At 41.4% G+C, this 19,723-nt stretch carries 15 protein-coding genes; 5 read left to right on the forward strand and 10 right to left on the reverse strand.

Features of this window, described 5'->3' with window-relative positions; translation table 11 throughout:
• Positions 1–83: 83 nt before the first annotated feature.
• On the reverse strand, positions 84–551 hold the full coding sequence (gene matP / locus M1F03_RS12810) for a macrodomain Ter protein MatP (RefSeq protein ID WP_154623224.1): 468 nt from the start codon (positions 549–551) through the stop codon (positions 84–86).
• A gap of 162 nt (positions 552–713) precedes the next feature.
• On the opposite strand from matP, the gene M1F03_RS12815 reads away from it, so the two are divergent.
• The 3 genes from M1F03_RS12815 (at position 714) to fabA (ending at position 3,413) form a co-directional block, all read left to right on the forward strand.
• Positions 714–890: a GhoT/OrtT family toxin gene (locus tag M1F03_RS12815; RefSeq protein WP_154623225.1), complete on the forward strand. Its 177-nt coding sequence runs from the start codon at positions 714–716 to the stop codon at positions 888–890.
• A 181-nt stretch (positions 891–1,071) separates the two neighbouring features.
• Positions 1,072–2,808 (forward strand): AAA family ATPase, encoded by a 1,737-nt coding sequence (locus M1F03_RS12820; protein WP_163862603.1) that lies wholly within the window; start codon positions 1,072–1,074, stop codon positions 2,806–2,808.
• Between the two features lie 86 nt (positions 2,809–2,894).
• Positions 2,895–3,413, forward strand: a complete 519-nt coding sequence (gene fabA / locus M1F03_RS12825) for a bifunctional 3-hydroxydecanoyl-ACP dehydratase/trans-2-decenoyl-ACP isomerase (protein ID WP_154623227.1) — start codon at positions 2,895–2,897, stop codon at positions 3,411–3,413.
• A gap of 126 nt (positions 3,414–3,539) precedes the next feature.
• Here fabA and rmf read toward each other — a convergent pair whose 3' ends face one another.
• The 6 genes from rmf to rlmKL form a co-directional block, all read right to left on the reverse strand.
• Complete coding sequence (gene rmf / locus M1F03_RS12830) at positions 3,540–3,710, reverse strand: ribosome modulation factor (RefSeq protein ID WP_154623228.1); 171 nt, start codon at positions 3,708–3,710, stop codon at positions 3,540–3,542.
• 438 nt (positions 3,711–4,148) lie between these two features.
• Complete coding sequence (gene pqiC / locus M1F03_RS12835) at positions 4,149–4,706, reverse strand: membrane integrity-associated transporter subunit PqiC (RefSeq protein ID WP_154623431.1); 558 nt, start codon at positions 4,704–4,706, stop codon at positions 4,149–4,151.
• Entirely contained in the window at positions 4,706–6,355 is a 1,650-nt protein-coding gene (pqiB, locus tag M1F03_RS12840) for an intermembrane transport protein PqiB (RefSeq protein ID WP_196714088.1), read from the reverse strand. Before pqiB ends, pqiC begins: the two co-directional genes overlap by 1 nt.
• Positions 6,352–7,626 (reverse strand): membrane integrity-associated transporter subunit PqiA, encoded by a 1,275-nt coding sequence (pqiA, locus tag M1F03_RS12845; protein WP_154623430.1) that lies wholly within the window; start codon positions 7,624–7,626, stop codon positions 6,352–6,354. Before pqiA ends, pqiB begins: the two co-directional genes overlap by 4 nt.
• A 33-nt stretch (positions 7,627–7,659) precedes the next feature.
• Positions 7,660–9,567 carry an ABC transporter ATP-binding protein gene (locus tag M1F03_RS12850; RefSeq protein WP_163862610.1) on the reverse strand — a complete coding sequence of 636 codons (1,908 nt, stop codon included), beginning with the start codon at positions 9,565–9,567 and terminating at the stop codon, positions 7,660–7,662.
• 12 nt (positions 9,568–9,579) lie between these two features.
• A complete protein-coding gene (gene rlmKL / locus M1F03_RS12855) occupies positions 9,580–11,688 on the reverse strand; it encodes a bifunctional 23S rRNA (guanine(2069)-N(7))-methyltransferase RlmK/23S rRNA (guanine(2445)-N(2))-methyltransferase RlmL (protein WP_154623428.1) in 2,109 nt (702 codons plus the stop codon).
• Between the two features lie 99 nt (positions 11,689–11,787).
• On the opposite strand from rlmKL, the gene M1F03_RS12860 reads away from it, so the two are divergent.
• Positions 11,788–12,903 carry a YcbX family protein gene (locus tag M1F03_RS12860; RefSeq protein ID WP_251464493.1) on the forward strand — a complete coding sequence of 372 codons (1,116 nt, stop codon included), beginning with the start codon at positions 11,788–11,790 and terminating at the stop codon, positions 12,901–12,903.
• A gap of 86 nt (positions 12,904–12,989) precedes the next feature.
• Here the strand turns inward: M1F03_RS12860 and M1F03_RS12865 are convergent, their stop codons facing one another.
• From M1F03_RS12865 to pepN, 3 genes are all read right to left on the reverse strand, one after another.
• Complete coding sequence (locus tag M1F03_RS12865; protein ID WP_154623426.1) at positions 12,990–13,535, reverse strand: cell division protein ZapC; 546 nt, start codon at positions 13,533–13,535, stop codon at positions 12,990–12,992.
• Positions 13,536–13,820: 285 nt separating this feature from the next.
• Complete coding sequence (gene pyrD, locus M1F03_RS12870; RefSeq protein WP_154623425.1) at positions 13,821–14,831, reverse strand: quinone-dependent dihydroorotate dehydrogenase; 1,011 nt, start codon at positions 14,829–14,831, stop codon at positions 13,821–13,823.
• A gap of 412 nt (positions 14,832–15,243) precedes the next feature.
• A complete protein-coding gene (gene pepN / locus M1F03_RS12875; RefSeq protein ID WP_251464494.1) occupies positions 15,244–17,862 on the reverse strand; it encodes an aminopeptidase N in 2,619 nt (872 codons plus the stop codon).
• Between the two features lie 552 nt (positions 17,863–18,414).
• On the opposite strand from pepN, the gene pncB reads away from it, so the two are divergent.
• Complete coding sequence (pncB, locus tag M1F03_RS12880) at positions 18,415–19,629, forward strand: nicotinate phosphoribosyltransferase (RefSeq protein WP_154623423.1); 1,215 nt, start codon at positions 18,415–18,417, stop codon at positions 19,627–19,629.
• The last annotated feature ends 94 nt before the right edge of the window (positions 19,630–19,723 follow it).

A 19,723-nucleotide genomic window follows, 5' to 3' on the forward strand; every position in this document is an offset into this window, starting at 1 on the left:
CAGTGAAGCGTCAATGATTACATCTTTTACTCATAGAGCATCGCGATCTTAGTTGATCATTCAATAACAGCAAACGATCAATATTACGGCTTGTTAGTATTTGAATTACCTAAAATCGCTTGCAGATCTTCTTTTAATAAGCTCATTTGGCTTTCATACTTATCCTTATGCTCTGCATCCTCGATCAACTGAATGATCGTTTCCGATAATGTTTTATTGCGCTTAACGGCAAGATTAGACAATCGCTGCCAAACAGAAAAATCAAGGTCAATAGACTTTTTTCTCGTATGCGGATGCTCTGCATTGAAATGGCGTTTACGCCTAGCGCGAATACTCTGTTTCATACGATTATCTAATTGTGGATTCATATGTAAATTAATCCACTTCATAACATCTGTCGGCCGATTCTCCATTTTTAACAGCAAGGCAATCGCTTCATCTTCTGCACTTCTTTCAATATATCGAGTGATTGCCTCACCACTTCTGGACTTCTTCACCAGATAATCCCATTTCCAGCCACATTCTAGATTTTCAAGCTGTTGATATTTCATAATTTTTCCCGACGAAGATCGAATCTAGTTTTATATTAGCAATTTTAACTGAAGAAGCACAATTCAGCGGTAACAACAAACGACCCTTCACAAAGAAGATAACAACTTAGCACAAAATAGTGTACAATCTGCCCTCATCTGTTAACAAATTAATGAATTAGCATGTCCACATTTGAATGCATACTCCTCGTTTATGGAATAGGTGGCGTATGCTCTGCTCTAATAACACTACGCCTAACAAAAGACCCTAACATAGTTATGAGATTACTCAGTGCACTACTTATAGGCGTTACATGGCCAATGTCTTTACCTGTTGTACTGTTATTTGCTTTATTCTAATCGATTATACGTCAATTATTGCTGCAAGATTGACGCTCAGACGCTAATATAGCAACCTTGCCCAATGGGTAATAAATGGACCTGAAAACAATGTAAAATATTCAAACAGGATTCAGGCATACGCGCCCTGCTCACCAACAGGCATTTTACTTATAATCATTTTAATAGCAGAAAAATTATAGTGATCAGTCAAGAACTAACATGGCAAGGCCTAACACCTGACCTAACACCTTATCAGGCAACTTTTGTCTCTTCAGATACCCTGACCCCTGCTACTTTGTCAGAAATTCAACCTAGGCTATTTAATAGCATTGAACGTTTTATCAAAGAAAACTCACGCACGCGTTTCATGTTTATCAAGTCTGAGCAAAGTGAGCATTATTTACAGGTATTTTCTGAAGCGATCAGCCCTTTACTGACCCAATTTTCGCCGATTAAGGGTGATTATCAGCTCACTGACAATAAACTCGCTTTTAAATGGCATCCTGAAATTGACGGACGCTTTTCTAGCCAGACTAAGATTGCATACCGCGACTGGATAGAACCAGAACAATTGTTTGGCTATATCACAGCTTCACTGCATTTAGTTCCTGGATTATTACATCAAATCAACGGTGGTGTCCTAATATTATCGGCATCATCACTGATTGCCCAACCATTGATGTGGCAAAGATTACAGAATATGGTGGCTCGTCGCCAACTTGAATGGTTGCCATTTTCTGATAACCAGCCTCTACCTATAGAAATTGATGCTCAACCGCTTGATATAAAATTGATTATCGTTGGTGATAGGCTGGAGTTAGAAGAATTTGAATATATCGACTCAGAATTATTTGAGAATGCTATCTATGGTGAATATGAACCCATCATGTTCTTTGATGATAAAGAACAATTAGTTCTGTGGATGCGCTATATCAAATCACTTATTGACGCTAATCATTTGCCTGAAATTGCCTCCGATGGCTGGATGACGTTTATTACACAAGCTACGCGGTTTTGTGAAGACAAGTTTAATTTACCTCTTGATAGCCAATGGCTCATCCGTAAATTAACCGATGCGTCTCATTACCAAATCGATAACATGATGGGTGATGAAGCATTCAAACAGGCACTTGAAAATCGCCTATGGCGTCATAGCTTTCTTTCTGAGCGCTCACAAGACGACATCTTACAGGAACAGGTTTTTATCCGAACAGAGGGAGAAGTTATCGGCCAAATTAATGGGTTGTCCGTTTTACAGTACCCCGGTCACCCTGAAGCGTTAGGTGAGCCTTCACGCATTACCTGTGTGGCACATTTAGGTGATGGTGAATTTGTGGATGTTGAAAGAAAAGCAGAGCTTGGTGGTAATATCCATGCTAAAGGCATGATGATCATGCAAGCTTATTTAAATTATGAACTAAAATTAGAGCAGCCACAGCCATTCTCAGCCTCAATTGTCTTTGAGCAGTCCTATGGTGAAGTCGATGGTGATAGCGCTTCTTTGGCTGAACTATGCGCCCTCATTAGTGCATTAGCACTACAGCCTATCGATCAACAAATAGCGGTAACCGGGGCGGTAGATCAATTTGGTTATGTGCAACCTATTGGCGGCGTGAATGAAAAAATTGAAGGCTTCTTCGATATTTGTGCTCAACGTCACTTAACAGGCCAGCAAGGTGTCATCATCCCAATGGCGAATGTCCGCCATCTGTGCCTCAATCAAACCGTTGTTGACGCAGTCAAAGAAGGTCAATTTCATATATGGCCAGTAGAACATGTCGCTCAAGCGATCACCTTACTGACCAAACAAGCTTACTTTGAGCAACAAGCTGAAGGTGACAACGTACACTTGTTAGCTTTAATTCAAGAACGGATAAATCAAGCTAACTCGCCAGAAAAACCAAAGCTTCCTTGGTTTCTGAAATGGCTTGGTTGAGTAAAAAAATATCAGATCGGAGTTGTTCAGCGTACAAGTGTAAGCTATCCTGTATCCTTAAACTTAATTAAGGCTATAAGAAGAACATGGTTGATAAACGCAGTTCCTACACAAAAAGTGATTTAGAAGCTTCTGGAAGAGGCGAATTATTTGGCGAAAATGGGCCACCATTACCTTCTGGCAATATGTTGATGATGGATCGCATCATCACCATGACTGAAGATGGCGGTTCTTTCAATAAAGGCTATGTCGAAGCTGAACTGGATATCAATCCAGACTTGTGGTTCTTTGGCTGCCATTTTGTGAATGATCCTGTTATGCCTGGCTGTTTAGGTCTGGATGCGATGTGGCAGTTGGTCGGCTTCTACCTTGGTTGGCTGGGTGGCGAAGGCAAAGGTCGCGCATTGGGCGTTGGTGAAGTTAAATTCACTGGACAGGTTCTACCAACAGCGAAAAAAGTGACTTACCGTATCAATTTTAAACGTGTTATTAATCGTAAATTGATTATGGGACTTGCTGATGGCGAAGTATTAGTTGATGGTAAAGTCATTTACGTTGCTAATGACCTGAAAGTTGGTCTATTTAAAGACACAAGTGCTTTCTAAACCGACTGACGCTATATGATCTAAAACCTCCGCAATCGCGGAGGTTTAAAATTGTGGTTTAAAGGGAATTAAAAAACCGTTTATCTAGGTTCTCTAATCAGTAAGTTATGCTGTGCTATGCTCTGCCTATGCAGAGAGTGTCGTCCGGTCCTCCATGGCCTTTCGCCAGCCTCCCAACCAATGCGAACGCGCGTCCACCGACTGATAAGGGCATAATTCTTTTGAACGCCCTGCAATACCTGCTTGATAACCTCTTGATAAAGCTCTTTCTAAACGGTCTCGCTTCTGTCTTTTCATGCCTTACTTCCCTCATTGTTTAAATGGAAAAGAAAACAGCACCTAAAACCCTTAATAGCTTTAAGTTAAGTCATTAGTCAGATTGTACTTAACGACGTTCTCTGTGTGCACCTAGAAAACCTAGGTGATAGCTTAGTTTGTTAGCGACAGGAACCTAAAACTACATAGGGCTCTTTATTTAGGTACAGTATAGAAATACCGCTGGCAGGTCAGAAAATCAAGTAAAGAATTTCATATGAATGTCATAAATGTTATAAATGTGATATATACATTCAAAAAGTGACAACTAATTGATATTAAATATATTAATATCATATTCCTTATAGAAGTTCATAGTACGATAATTTATATTTGAATGATTTATAAGCAGTTTTACAAAAAAAATGCGCCTCCGTTGATGAAAACACGAGGCGCATTTATCCGTAATCATAGTGTTAATTAGGGTTTGCTGATCTCTTTCGCTATCCCATCTGCCACTTGCTGCCATCCTTGCGATAAGGTGCGCACCAAATCAGGATAACCATCTTCTTTTTGTTCAAGCTGTATATCAAAGTTACGGCGGATCACTTCACGACCATTCGATAATGTCCAAAAACCTTGTACTAAAACCATCCCATCATAACGCCCATTAAACGCGGTCAGCGTGATATCTAGCGTATCAGGTGAATTCTGTAGCGGCTGTAGAGACACTAAGCGCCCCGGTAACGCAGACGATAGTTCACTGACCATGGATTGTCCTAACTGCTGTTCAAGTGGACTAGCCCATAAGTGTGAGCTTGCATTACTGTAGCTGACATCCGATGTCTGGTAAGTAATGCCGTTTGATGTCAAAACATCAGCCAACATAACTCGTTGCAGCCAAATTTGATTTTGTTGCCCCATCACTACCGCTGTTTGTGTTGCCGGCGCTTTTACCGGCAATTGGTAGTACATTTTTTCAGGGGTGCTGCTACAAGCCGCCAGCATTAAAACAAATATCGATACCAGATATCTCATTATTTTTTCACTCCTTTAGGCACAGGATCCTTCGACGGCTCGGCCTCGAATACTAAGGCATTACTCTTATTATTCAACGTCCGTAATAATGGCTGCACTTCCCTAAGCACCTGATCTAAACGCTGCATATTATCAACCATCTTATTATATGCTGGTGAGCCAGGTTGGAACCCTTGCATTGCTCGATTCATCTCGTTCAAGGTTTTTTGCAAGTCTCTAGGTAAGTTCTGGAACTCTTTACTGCCCATGACTTTATTCAGTTCAGCCAGCATCACCTGCGCTTCTTTAATCGTTTTCTGCCCTTCAGCCAGTGTTTGGGTCGTTTGATTCAACATAGGCTCAATCGGCATACTATTGATTTTATCCAAGACTGAAATCACTTTTTGCTGAATTTGCGCCAAACCACCACTGGTTGTTGGAATCACTTTATAACCAGCCACCACATCAGGCCCTTTATAATCCGGTACGTTAGGCACGAAATCAAGGTCAACAAACAGCGCTCCTGTCAGGAAGTTACCTGATTTCAGTGATGCACGAAGCCCATCTTTCATCGCTAATTTCAGTTCATTTTTCAGATTGAAGTCAGCCCCCACATCTTTCCTGAATCGTTCTGGCTCTATATGGATTAATACCGGAATGCGGAAGTCATTATCCAGTTTCTGATCAAGACCTTCAGTATAGAAAGGCACTTGAGCTACTGTACCTAAACGGATACCACGGAATTCTACAGGCGCCCCAGGCTGTAAACCTCTTACTGAATCCGAGAAGAACAGAACAAAATCTTGATACTCGGTATACAGGGAATTTTGGATACTACTTTGGTTATCAAAGAGTTTAAATTCCGTATTTTCTTTCACCCCTTCACCGGGTACCCAACCTGCTGGCACATCAAAACTAACCCCACCAGCAAGTAAGGTTGCTATTGATCCCAGCTCCACATGAATACCTTGCGATGACATATCGAAAGCGATGCCGCTATCCTTCCAAAAGCGCACATTGGTACTAATGAGCTTATCATACGGCGCATTGATGAATAGCTGATAGCGCATATCACGCTTATCCATGTCAAAATTACTGGTTTCAACAGAACCGACACGATAGCCTCTAAACAAGACAGGGTCCCCAGGATTCAATTGACCAGCACGATCACTCACCAATATCACTCGGATCCCTTTTGCATCAGGAGAAGCTAACGGAGGCGAATCTAACAGCGTAAATTCGTTATGCTCTTTTGATGAACTACCGGGTTGTAATTCAATGAATACCCCTGATAGCAATGTTCCCAGACCTGTCACACCTTCACGGCCGATAGCTGGTTTCACAATCCAAAAAGCAGAATCAGTGCGTAGCAAATCTTTCATATCGCTATTAAGGCGAGCCTTAATGACAACTCGGCTAAAGTTGTCGTCTAATGTCACACTTTCAACGATACCAATATCTACACTACGGCTTTTAATCTTGGTTTTACCGGCTTCAATGCCTTCTGCATTATAAGTAATTAACGTCACTTCAGGGCCTTGATGGCTGAAGTGATAAAATAATATCCAAGCACCAATTAAGACAGTGATGATAGGGATCACCCATACAGGTGACCAACTTTTCAGTTTACTGACTTTGGCATTGGCCTGTGGCGTTTTTTGTTCACTCACCCGATGGCTCCTTCTTGTTCAACAACTTTTATTGCATTTTTCTTTTCGCAGCGATCCCATGTCAGTCTAGGGTCGAAAGTCATCGCAGCAAACATCGTTAAAATGACCACGACGCCAAAGAAAATAACGCCCTGTGCAGGGACGATACTCATTAATTGCCCCATTTGAACTAATGCAGCCAAAATGGTAATAACAAATACGTCAATCATTGACCAACGACCTACATATTCAACTAATTCATAAATAAAGTGCATACGATGGGGGTCTCGATTGCCATACCCCTGAGAATCAAGGCATAGCCACGCAATACCTATCATTTTTAATGAAGGTACCATAATACTGGCAATAAAAATCACTAACGCAACGGGATATGAACCATCCCCCCACAATAGTATTACGCCATCCATAATAGTCGCCGGCATGTCGCTACCCAGCATATTGGTTGTCATGACAGGCAGCAGATTCGCTGGGATATACAATATAAAAGAAGTCAATAACAGTGCGGCTGTCCATTGTATGCTTTGATGCTTACGCACACTACCATGTGCATGGCAGCGAGGACATTGAGATTGCTCAGCGGGCAAAATCGCTGTACACACTAAGCACAACCGAACATTTTGACTGATCCCTGTACGTCCAACCTCTAGCTTTTGTGCCAATTTTGGGGCAGGTTCGATTTTGTTCCACATCCAGTGCCTATCAAGGCATTGAAACGCCCTCACTTGTAAAACACAAAATAAACAATAAGGCAAAAAGCTTAATCCAACACCAATATCCCCATAGGCAATCAGTTTCACGAAACTGACCAGCACGCCCGCAAGGAAAATTTCTGCCATACACCACGATTTCATTTGAAACAGGATACGGCTCATCCACACTTTAATCGGTTTTGGGACATACACTTGCATACCAAAGAGTATGATAGTCACCATACAAAAGGCGGGGATCACTAATGAAAAAAACAGAAAGAATAGAGCCAACCCGCTGTAACGGGTTGTCGCGATAATCTCTATAATTTGAAATAAAGAGATTTCATTTTCGATTCCGGCCGCACTCATTTTGACAAATGGAAACATACATGCAACCAGCAGCATGATTAATGCACTGAATGCATATGCCGCTGGCTGCTTATACGGATAGCGCCACTTTGCAACCAACACAGTATGGCAACGTGGACATGTAGCTTTAGTGCCTTGCTCTAATTCAGGCACTGCAACTAGCATGTCGCACTGTGTACACAGCACATGTTCATGAGACTCATGAGAGCACAAGGTGATTCGCCCCTTCTATTTTTGATCTATAAACTAACTATTTTTTAATAGTTCAAGTTCTTGCCAACGATCAAATGCTTGTTCTAGCGCTTGTTCTTTCTCAGCCAATGCATTTAATGTTTTTTCTGTAACATCATGAGGCTGATTAAAGAAGTCTGCATCACTGATTGTGGCTTGCAGTGTTTCAATTTCGCTCTCAAGTTGCTCAAGCTTTGATGGTAATTGTTCTAATTCACGTAGTAAATGGTAGCTAATCTTATTATTTCGCTTTGTAGGCTCTTTTACTTTAGTGAATTTCTCTTCGTCCGATATTTTACTTTGTTGCGTGGTTTTCAAACTCACGGTTTGTGCTTTTTGCTGCTGAGCGTCAAAATATCCCCCCGCGTAGCGATTGATCACCCCGTTGCCTTCAAAAATCCAACATTCCGTGACGCTATTGTCGACAAACTCACGGTCATGGCTGACTAATAGCACTGTGCCTTGATAGCTGTCCACCAACTCCTCAAGTAGTTCTAGAGTTTCCACATCAAGGTCGTTAGTCGGTTCATCGAGGATCAATAAGTTACTGGGTTTTAAAAATAACCGAGCAAGTAATAGCCTATTACGCTCTCCCCCCGATAACGCACGAACCGGAGTCATCGCACGTTTCGGTGGGAACATAAAGTCTTGTAGATAACCTAAGACATGGCGTGGTTTGCCGTTCACCATCACCTCTTGCTTTCCTTCTGCGAGGTTATCCATTACTGTTTTATCGGGATCGAGAGCCGCACGGTGTTGATCGAAATAAGCGACCTCTAACTTAGTGCCGCAATGCACCTTACCACTATTGGCTTGTAAGTCTCCCAGCATTAATTTCAGCAGCGTCGTCTTACCACAGCCATTTGGCCCCACTAAGGCAATTTTGTCACCGCGCATCACTTGTGCACTAAAATCTTTGACTAAGACTTTGCCATCAATGTGATAGTTCACATTTTCGATCTCAAACACAATTTTTCCTGAGCGAGCCGCTTCTTCAACTTGCATTTTTGCGCTACCCAGTACTTCACGACGCTGAGAACGTTCAACTCGCAAAGCTTTTAACGCACGCACTCGCCCTTCATTACGCGTACGTCTTGCTTTGATGCCTTGACGGATCCACGCCTCTTCTTGGGCAAGTTTGCGGTCAAATTCTGCATTTTGCATCTCTTCTACACGCAAAGCTTCCTCTTTTGCGATCAAATAGGCATCATAATTACCCGGCCACGATGACAATTTGCCTCTATCGAGATCAACAATACGTGTTGCCATATTGCGGATAAATGAACGGTCATGGGAGATAAAGACGATACTACCTTGGAAATCTTTCAGGAAATTCTCTAACCATAAAATGGTTTCAATATCCAAGTGGTTAGTCGGCTCATCAAGAAACAATACACGTGGATTGCTGACTAATGCACGGCCCAATGCCGCTTTGCGTAGCCAACCACCTGATAATGAAGACAACTGCGCGTCCGCAGGAAGATCCAGTTTTTTCAATACGTCACTAATACGAGCATCGAGTAACCATAAATTCCGACTATCAAGAACCTCTTGTAATTCAGCTAATTTGTTTAAATTCTTTTCACTTGGATCGCTTTCCACCAATTTAGACACATGATGGTAATCTTTAAGATACTCAGCTTGCTCCGCAACCCCTTCCGCAACAAAATCAAAAATAGTCCCTTCAATATTACGTGGTGGGTCTTGTTGTAAACGGGCAACAATCAGATCTTGTTGATAAAGAAGCTGCCCATCATCAAGCGGCTGCTCCTTCGTTAATACACGCATTAATGTGGATTTACCTGCACCATTACGGCCAACTAAACAAACACGTTCATTGTCTTCAATATGAAGTTCAGTACTATCCAATAAAGGTGCATCACTAAACGATAAATATGCACCTGACAAATTAATTAAAGCCATTGATTTTATCCTTTACGCTGCGTGGCGTATCAGCCAGCAGTTATGAATCTGACGGTTACGAGCAAAGTCTTCTGAACGTGTTTTCGCTGTAATTTCTTCGGCTTGTAATCCAAGGTCGCTCAGTGCTTCGCTATCCATTTTAAAACCTCGCTTATTATTGGAAAACATAATCGTTCCCCCACGGCGTAACATGCGTTTTAAATGGCTGATCAACTGGATATGATCACGTTGCACATCAAAAGTACCGTCCATTCGTTTTGAGTTTGAAAAAGTGGGTGGATCAATGAAGATCAAATCAAATTGTTCATGACTATTTGCTAACCAATTCAGGCAGTCCGCTTGAACCAAACGATGTTGACGTCCAGTTAAGCCGTTTGCTTGTAAGTTTTTCTCTGCCCATTCTAGGTAGGTACGAGACATATCCACCGAGGTTGTACTTTTCGCACCGCCCAAACCCGCATGGACGGTGGCTGAACCGGTATAACAAAACAAGTTCAAAAAGTCTGCACCGCGGCTCATTTGCCCTAACATACGACGAGCAATACGATGGTCTAAAAATAACCCAGTATCAAGATAATCCGTTAAATTGACGAGCATTTTAGCGTTGTATTCTTGCACTAAAAAGAAATCTTCTTTTTGTGCCAATTTTTCGTATTGCTGTTTCCCCTTCTGGCGTTGGCGCGTTTTTAACACCAGTTGGTTGGATGATAGCTGCAATACGTTCATTGTCGCCGTGATAACATCAAATAGTCGTTGACGAGCTTTGCGCTCATCTACCGTTTTCGGTGGGGCATATTCTTGGATAACGACTTTGTCACCATAGATATCGACGGCAACATTGTATTCAGGCAAATCCGCATCATAGACGCGGTAACAATCAACACCTTGCTGTTTAGCCCACTTGCTGAACTTTTTGTGATTTTTACGTAGACGATTCGCAAAATCTGGTGAAATTTCCCCCACGGTTTCAGACGGAGTTTCAGCCAGAACATAATTTTTTTGTACGCACTCCAATGGCCCATTTTTCGCTTTAAATTCACGTTCTGAACGCAATTGCAAACAGCTTAAAAGCTCTGGGGAAGCACTAAAAATGGATAAACGCCACCCCGGAAAACGTGATTTAACCACACGACCTAATTGGCTATGCAACGCAATCAACGCAGGCTCACTTTCAAGACGTTCACCATAAGGAGGGTTACTTAAAATAGTACCTTTATGATCCGTTTTAACCGGGTTTTCCAGCATCGCCGCATCGCCTTGATTCAAGCTTATCAATTCTTGAACCCCAGCTCTGCGCGCATTAGAACGCGCCATATCGAGTACACGTTTATCAATATCAACGCCATAAAAACGCGAGGTTGTTTCTTTCAAACCTTGACGAAAACGTACCTGAGCTTCTGTGATCAGTTCACGCCATAATTCAGGATTATATTTTGACCATGCATAGAATCCCCAATGTTCACGATATAAACCAGGGGCTCTATCCGCCGCAATCATTGCCGCTTCAATGAGCAATGTGCCTGAACCGCACATAGGATCGACAAGAGGCGTATCTTTTTGCCAACCTGAACGGTTTATAATCGCAGCCGCTAAATTTTCTTTTAATGGCGCTTGGCCCGCTAAATCACGATAACCGCGAATGTGGAGTGCATCACCACTTAAATCAAGCGCGACACTCGCCCTCTCTTTATTTAAATAAACGTTAACACGAATATCGGGTTGTTGCCGTGCAACATCTGGCCGCTGGTCTAATTTACGTACAAAGCAATCGACAATCGCATCTTTAACTTTTAACGCCCCATATTGGCTATTGCGGATTTCGTCATTAGTACCACTAAAATGAACTGAAAATGTATCATTAACCGAGAAGATTTCGGTCCAGTCAATGGCCTGTACACCAAGGTATAAATCTAAGTCGCTGTAAACGTCAAACTCATTCAATGGTAATAAGATACGGGATGCCAGCCTGCTCCAGAGCAGACTCTGATACATCACCCGTTCATCAGCCTGAAAATAGACACCCCCTTGTGCAATTTTGCACTGGCTAGCGCCCAGAGCTTCTAATTCGGATTTCAATAGTTCTTCAAGGCCACGAGCTGTGCTGGCAAACAGAGAATTCATAGTATTTTTTACCAATTTGGATGAAAAATTGTTGCGCATTATAGCTAATCTTATGGAGTTGTCATAAAGTTGCTCAGCAACAATTATAAGGATTAAATAATGATAACGCTTTCACGCCTTTATACCCACCCAGTCAAGTCCATGAGAGGCATACGTTTGTCTCATGCTTATGCTGATACCAGTGGATTAATCTTTGATCGTAATTTTATGGTAACAACGCTGGAAGGTAAATTTATCACCGCGAGAAAATACCCTCAGATGTTACTATTCACACCAGCAATGTTAAATAATGGTCTTTATCTTAAAGCACCCGATGGCGAAAGTGTGACGGTATTGTATCAGGACTTTGATGAGAATCAGAGCCCAACTGAAGTTTGGGGGAATCATTTTCATGCCTTGATTGCACCCGAAACGATTAATTCTTGGTTGAGTCGCTATTTTGAGGAACCTGTTCAACTTCGTTGGATAAGCCCTCATCTGTCTCGCCGAGTCAAAACCATGCCCGATGTTCCAATGTCTTTTGCTGACGGTTACCCCTTCTTATTAATTAATGAAGCCTCAGTGCAGGAACTCCAAAAGCGCTGCCCTGCCAGCATTAAACTTGAACAATTTAGAGGTAACCTGATCATCACAGGTGCGCAACCTTTCGAAGAGGATACTTGGAAAAAAATCCAGATAGGGGATGTCATCTTTACCCTTGATCGCCCATGTAGCCGCTGCATTTTGACCACCGTGAGTCCAGAAAAAGGCATAAAGCACCCTAATAGTGAGCCTCTAGCCACTTTGCAAACGTTCCGCACCGCTGAAAATGGTGATGTCGACTTTGGCCAAAATGTGATTATTCATAATACCGGAGTCATTCGTGTGGGTGATGAAGTTACCGTACTCGAAAAGAAACAACCTAATCGCTATATCCCAAAAGAAAGGGAAACAGGCAGCAAGGCGACCGGTACAACCACACCACTAAGCACAGTGACCATGACTTTTGAACAACATGATTATGAAGGGAATAACCAAGAAGTCATTCTTGAACAATTAGAAGCAAAAGGAGTATCGCTGCCTTATTCCTGTCGCGCAGGCATTTGTGGTCAATGCAAAATAAAGCTGCTCGAAGGAGAAGTGACACCATTAAAACAGAGTGCAATTAAAGGTGATGACTATATATTAGCCTGTAGTTGTATTCCTAAAAGTGCAATTAAATTAGCTTTACGTTAGTTTTTAAACACCATCATATCAATAATTATTTTAATGATGGTGTTATGAGTCATATTAAAAAAACATAAACGATCAAGGATGATCAATTAAATGACATTGCCATACAATAAGCGATTAGACTTGCGCTTATATTCCCTCATACGATCGTTCATGATCTTAATGGGATCACAGAAGCGTAATTTACGATCTGGTAATTCTAATTGTGCTTCTGCCAATAAACATAAACTTGCCGATGCCCCCGCTTCAGCAATAATAAATGTGGCAATATTGCGGGTGCTTTCTAAACAAACTTGAATAAGCTGGCCTTGAGCTGGCTGTTTAATATCGTGAAAAGATGAAAAATACCAACTTTTTGGCATTTGTGGTTTTAGAAAACGAAATGCCACTAAACTATTGAGCACTAATTCGGCTCTTTCTTCATTGGATAAATTTAATCTTTTAGCCTGTTCGTCGAATATATAAAACTCAGCAGCATCTTCAATACTAAAAGGCATTTCATCACGCGCAAACGCAGTTAGCATTTTTGCGGGAAAACATGAGCGAAATATCATGCCGTTGGCGAGATCCAACATCACCCTATCATGGTCATGATCAAAATACCAACGCCAATGATCATCAGGTTTTATTATCATAAACGATCCCTTAGCGATTTATCGGTATACTCACCATACTTGAAGTTGCTAGTTAAGCCGATTCTATTAGCCTAATTATATTATCAGCGCTTTTTAACGAAACGAATAATGTGACTTAACAGCTACGTGCAACTCAAATTAGTCAGAGTACAAATACATTTTTTAGATAGAAATATAAATAATTCGGTTCTAAAAATGTCAAAATGATTTAAAAATAAGCATCCAACTCAATATAGATTAAAAGGGAGCATAAATAAAGCCCCCTTTAGGTAAATTTACAGTTAACTATATATGGTTCACAATATCTTTAATTAACTTTGGACCATTATATATAAAACCTGAATAAATTTGGATCAATGATGCGCCTGCATCCATTTTCTCACGTGCGGATGTTAATGAATCAATTCCACCCACGCCAATAATTGGTAACTTGCCATTTAATTCACGAGAAATGATCCTAATAACTTCAGTACTTTTTAGTTGCACTGGGCGTCCACTTAAACCACCAGCTTCATTACAGTGATTTAAACCTTGGACTAAGGAGCGATCTAAAGTGGTATTCGTGGCGATCACACCATCTATATTATGGCGAACTAAACTATCTGTAACTTGTATTATTTCTTCTTCGCTTAAATCCGGGGCAACTTTAACGGCAACAGGAACATATTTTTGATGTTTCGATTGTAATTCCAACTGCTTTGTTTTTATTCCGCTTAACAAATCGTCCAAAGCTTCTCCATATTGCAGCGTGCGTAAACCCGGCGTATTTGGTGACGAAATATTAATAGCAATATAACCTGCATGTGTATAAACCTTATCCATGCAAATTAAATAATCATCCTTACCTTGCTCTACTGGCGTATCTTTATTTTTGCCAATATTAATTCCAATCACCCCACCGTAGGTTGATTTTTTGACATTCTCAACAAGGTTATCAACACCTTTATTGTTAAACCCCATACGATTGATCAACGCTTCTGCTTCAACTAACCGAAACAGCCTTGGCTTGTCATTACCAGCCTGCGGTCGAGGAGTGACGGTACCGATTTCAACAAAACCAAAGCCCATTGCACCGAAAGCGTCAATACATTCGCCATCTTTATCTAACCCTGCGGCTAGACCAAGTGGATTTTTAAATGACAGCCCCATACATTGAACAGGTTTAGTCGCCACCGATTGGCGAAGAAGACATTTAAGAGGAGAATTATTTAAGCGCTGAAGCTGACGGAAAGTCAGTTCATGGGCTTTTTCTGGGTCGAACTGGAATAGAGCCTTGCGGGCAAGGTGATATAACATATCCAATAACCTATTTCTGTCTATACCTGCCATACTTTAAGCTGAAATGCGCACTGATGCTTAACGCCAACAACTTAAATTACTTTGTGTATAAAGCGATTAAAAGACACAATGTTCCGCGCATCAAAACACCCAACAAATAAAATTTGCTGAGCCTATATTAAGCAAAGGGAACATTTTCATCCGATAAAACGCGACATAGATTACCCTATCTTGCGCTACTTTTTCTATGAAAAAATCAATTTATTGCACACAAGCTGATTAGTCGAGAGTTAACAAAGCGGATTCACCCATTCGAAACGCCCTATCATGAATAACACCCTGCCAGCTTTTTTGTGGCGGATTGAAAAGAACAAGCCCTTGAAAAATATTCTCAAGGGCTTGTATTGGTTACTGATTGGTTATGAGAAACTTAGCTCTCAAGTGCCTTCGTCACTTTTTCAAACAGGTCACCGGATAGGTTATCTAACCCTTTCAACTGTTCTAAAGTATTACGCATTAGACTTTGACGTTTTTCATCAAAACGTTTTAAGCGGATCAACGGCTCAATCAACCGTGATGCAACTTGAGGGTTGCGTGTATTTAAATCAACTAAAATGTCATACAGGAACTGATAACCACTTCCATCTTGTGCATGGAATGCAGACGGATTACCAGAAGCAAACGCACCGACTAGAGAACGAACACGGTTCGGGTTACTCATACTAAACGAACGGTGAGTCAACAAGCTCCGCACTTTTTCCAATACATCGGGCGCTGGGCTAGTGCCTTGCAGCGTAAACCATTTATCCATCACCAAGCCATCATGATGCCAACGTTCATCAAACGCAGTCATCAACGATTCAAGGCAAGGTAATTGAGATTCGCTCGCTGCTGTCAATGCGGCCAATGAATCCGTCATATTGTCAGCCGATGCAAATTGCGTAGAAACTAATTTATCCGCCAGCGCCTGGTCATCCCCTGCTGCAAGATATTGCAAGCACACATTGCGTAATGAACGTTTCGCAATATCACCATGATCAACACGGTAACCATCAATATGAATTGATTGATAAACGGCTAAGAACTCATCCGCCATTTCCACGGCCAATTGATGTGCAATAAAATCAGCGACAATGTGGATAGCATCAGGGTCGATAGTTTGAAAATACTCCGCCATCTCATTCTCAGAAGGCAGTGTTAAAATCAATGCGGCCAATGCTGGATCGATAGAATCACTCAATAACACCGCTCTAAATGCATCAATCACATGCTCTGGCAAAACGAATTCTTTGCCCGCTTGATGATTCGCAACATTGAGCTTCACATAGTTACCGATCAATTGCTGAGCCGCATCCCAACGAGAGAACTCATTGCTTGCATATTGCATCAAAAAGGCAAGTTGCTCATCACTATATGGATAATCTAATTTAACAGGTGCAGAGAATTCACGTAATAATGAAGGAACCGGACGGCTAGGAACTTCATCAAAAGTGAACGTTTGTGATTCTTGTGTGACGTTCAACACTGAATTGATATGGCTTCCCATATGTTTCAACGGGATAATAGAACCGTCTTCAGCATATAATTCAATATCTAACGGAATATGTAACGGCAGCTTTTCCGCTTGATCCGCTGTTGGTGGCGTCATTTGACTAACATGTAATACATATTCTTGTTTTTCAGGGAAATATTCATCACGTACCGTTAAAACAGGCGTACCTGATTGGCTGTACCAGCGACGGAATAACGACAGATCCACATTCGAGGCATCTTCCATGGCTTGCACAAAATCATCACAGGTCGCAGCACTACCATCATGGCGATGAACATACAACTGTATCCCTGCTTGGAACATCTCTTCGCCTAATAATGTGTGGATCATTCGAATGACTTCTGAACCTTTTTCATAAACGGTTAAGGTATAGAAGTTATTCATCTCAATCACTTTTTCAGGACGGATCGGATGTGCCATAGGGCTAGCATCTTCAGCAAACTGAGCAGCACGCATCACTTTCACATTGTTGATGCGGTTGACAGAACGCGAACCGAGATCTGAACTAAATTCTTGATCGCGGAATACGGTTAAGCCTTCTTTTAAACTTAATTGGAACCAATCACGACAAGTAATACGGTTCCCTGTCCAGTTATGGAAATATTCGTGGCCGATCACCGATTCAATATTTAAATAATCTTTATCCGTGGCAGTCTCATTTTTCGCGAGCACGTATTTGGAGTTGAAAACATTCAGACCTTTGTTTTCCATCGCGCCCATATTAAAGAAATCAACCGCGACTATCATGTAAATATCGAGGTCGTATTCCAGACCAAAGCGCTCTTCATCCCACTTCATCGCATTTTTTAGGGATTGCATTGCCCATGGTGCGCGGTCAAGGTTGCCTTTATCAACAAAGAGTTCTAAAGCCACTTCTCTGCCAGTGCGTGTAATAAAAGTATCGCGAAGCACATCAAAGTCACCAGCGACTAACGCAAATAGGTAGCTTGGTTTTGGGAAAGGATCTTGCCACTTAACCCAATGACGCCCATCATCCAGTTCACCTTCAGCGATGCGATTACCATTAGATAATAAATAAGGATAACGTTGTTTATCCGCAGTAATCGTCGTTGTGTAACGCGCTAAAACGTCAGGACGATCCTGATAATAAGTGATATGACGGAAACCTTCAGCTTCACATTGTGTACATAGCGCATCCCCTGAAACATATAAACCTTCTAGCGCTGTATTTTTTTCGGGGCTGATTTCATTCACAATACGTAATGTGAAAGCTTCAGGTAAGGATTCCAATATCAGCTTACCGTCTTGCTCTTGATAATGCGTCCAAGACTGACCATCCACTTCGACACTGATTAATTTCAGGTCTTCACCATGCAGTTCCAGTGTCGATGATTCTGGGTTAAGACGTTTTACTTGGCTAATCGCCGTGACAACCGTTTTTGCTGGGTCGAGAATAAAATCGAGATCAATTTCAGAGATAGTATAATCAGGGGCTTTATAGTCCTGACGATATTTCGCTTGTCGCAATTGGGTCATAAGTAACCTTTTTTATTCGTTAATTCGATACAGTCGTTTATCATTTATTCTTTATATTACTATACGCTGCTGCAACAAAAATGCCTATGAGAAACAATTGCATCATATTATGTTGCCTATTTATGACTATCAGTATCAACAATTGTTAAGAATTGGTTTGCTCGTTGATGCTATAACACTGTTAAATAGAAAATTACGTGTTAGTATCATTTCATACCTGATGACTAGTATAGATATATTAACGCTTGTTAAATAACCATAACAGCCAGTATTCCATCCTAGTCAATCATGTCAATGATGATACGTTCAAGGGGAATCTAAGCGATAAGAAAGGTATCGCAAGGAACAAAATAGCCGTCGATGATGAGTATAGACAAACTTAATCATCACGCTATCACTTGAAATGTGAAGGGTATAAATAAATATTGGAAGAGCTCACATAGATAAGAGTGATGCAATAAGGCTTCTATCTTCTGCTAAAGTGAGTATACTTTTCCAACTTTAAACGATTTAGCTAATAAGTAGATAGCTCCGCGAGGACGCCTGCGCGCCATGAATTTAGACGCTACCCCCATTATTACATCACTGCTTGACACTGATGCTTATAAGCTTCATATGCAGCAGGCCGTATTTCACCATTACAGCCAAGTTCCGGTTGTTGCCGAGTTCCGCTGTCGTAGCCGTGAAATTTTAGGTACTTATGCGAATGAAATCCGCCAGCAAGTCCAATTGATGGCCCATCTTTCACTAACTAATGAAGAAGTTAATTATTTAAGTGGTCTTCCTTTTTTCAAAGACGACTATCTTGCTTGGTTAAAAAACTTCCGTTTTAAGCCAGAACAAGTGGACATTACCCTTGCAGATGATGGGCAGCTCGCTATCCGTATTAGCGGCCCATGGTGCGAAGTCATTATGTGGGAAGTCCCACTGCTTGCTTTGATCAGTGAAATTGTTCAACGCGATAGACACCCACAGATTACCCGCGAGGATGCGGTGAGTCAGTTAAAAAAATTACTGACCGTCTTTTATGCCCAAGCGGCCGAAAATCATATCGACCTTAGCCATTTTAAATTAATGGATTTCGGCACCCGTCGCCGTTTTTCCTATGATGTACAATCCGCTATCGTTTCCATGCTCAAAGATGAGTTTCCTTATCTTGTCGGCACCAGTAACTATAAATTGGCTCATGAATTAGGATTAGCCCCTGTTGGTACGCAAGCTCATGAGTGGTTTCAAGCTCATCAACAAATCAGCCCTGAACTCGCAAATAGCCAACGAGCTGCATTGCAAAGCTGGCTCGATGAATACCCCGATCAACTCGGTATTGCTTTAACAGATTGTATTACGATGGATGCTTTTTTGCGTGATTTCGATGATAATTTTGCGAAGCGCTACCAAGGACTACGTCATGATTCGGGTGACCCTATCGAATGGGGTGAAAAAGCCATCGCACACTATGAAAAATTAGGCATTGATCCAATGACGAAAACATTAGTGTTTTCTGATAGCTTAGACCTGCAAAAATCATTGGAGCTGTATCGTTATTTCCATAAACGTATTAATCTGGTATTTGGGATCGGTACAAGGCTCACGTGCAATATTCCCGGAGTCGTTCCTTTAAATATCGTCATCAAATTGGTTGAATGTAATGGCAAGCCAGTCGCAAAGCTGTCTGATAGTCCAGGCAAAACCATTTGTGAAGATGATGAGTTCGTTAATCAACTGCGTAAAGCTTTCGACCTACCAAAAATGGAAAAAGCCTGTTAATGGCATTTTCAGCCTGTGTGATACTCAAGCGCCTTCTTTTTGAGTATCACACAAAAAGTGCCATCTTCATTAATATTCATAGTAGATGATTATA

The organism is Providencia sp. PROV080, from assembly GCF_033688105.1.
GTDB classification, from domain to species: domain Bacteria; phylum Pseudomonadota; class Gammaproteobacteria; order Enterobacterales; family Enterobacteriaceae; genus Providencia; species Providencia zhejiangensis.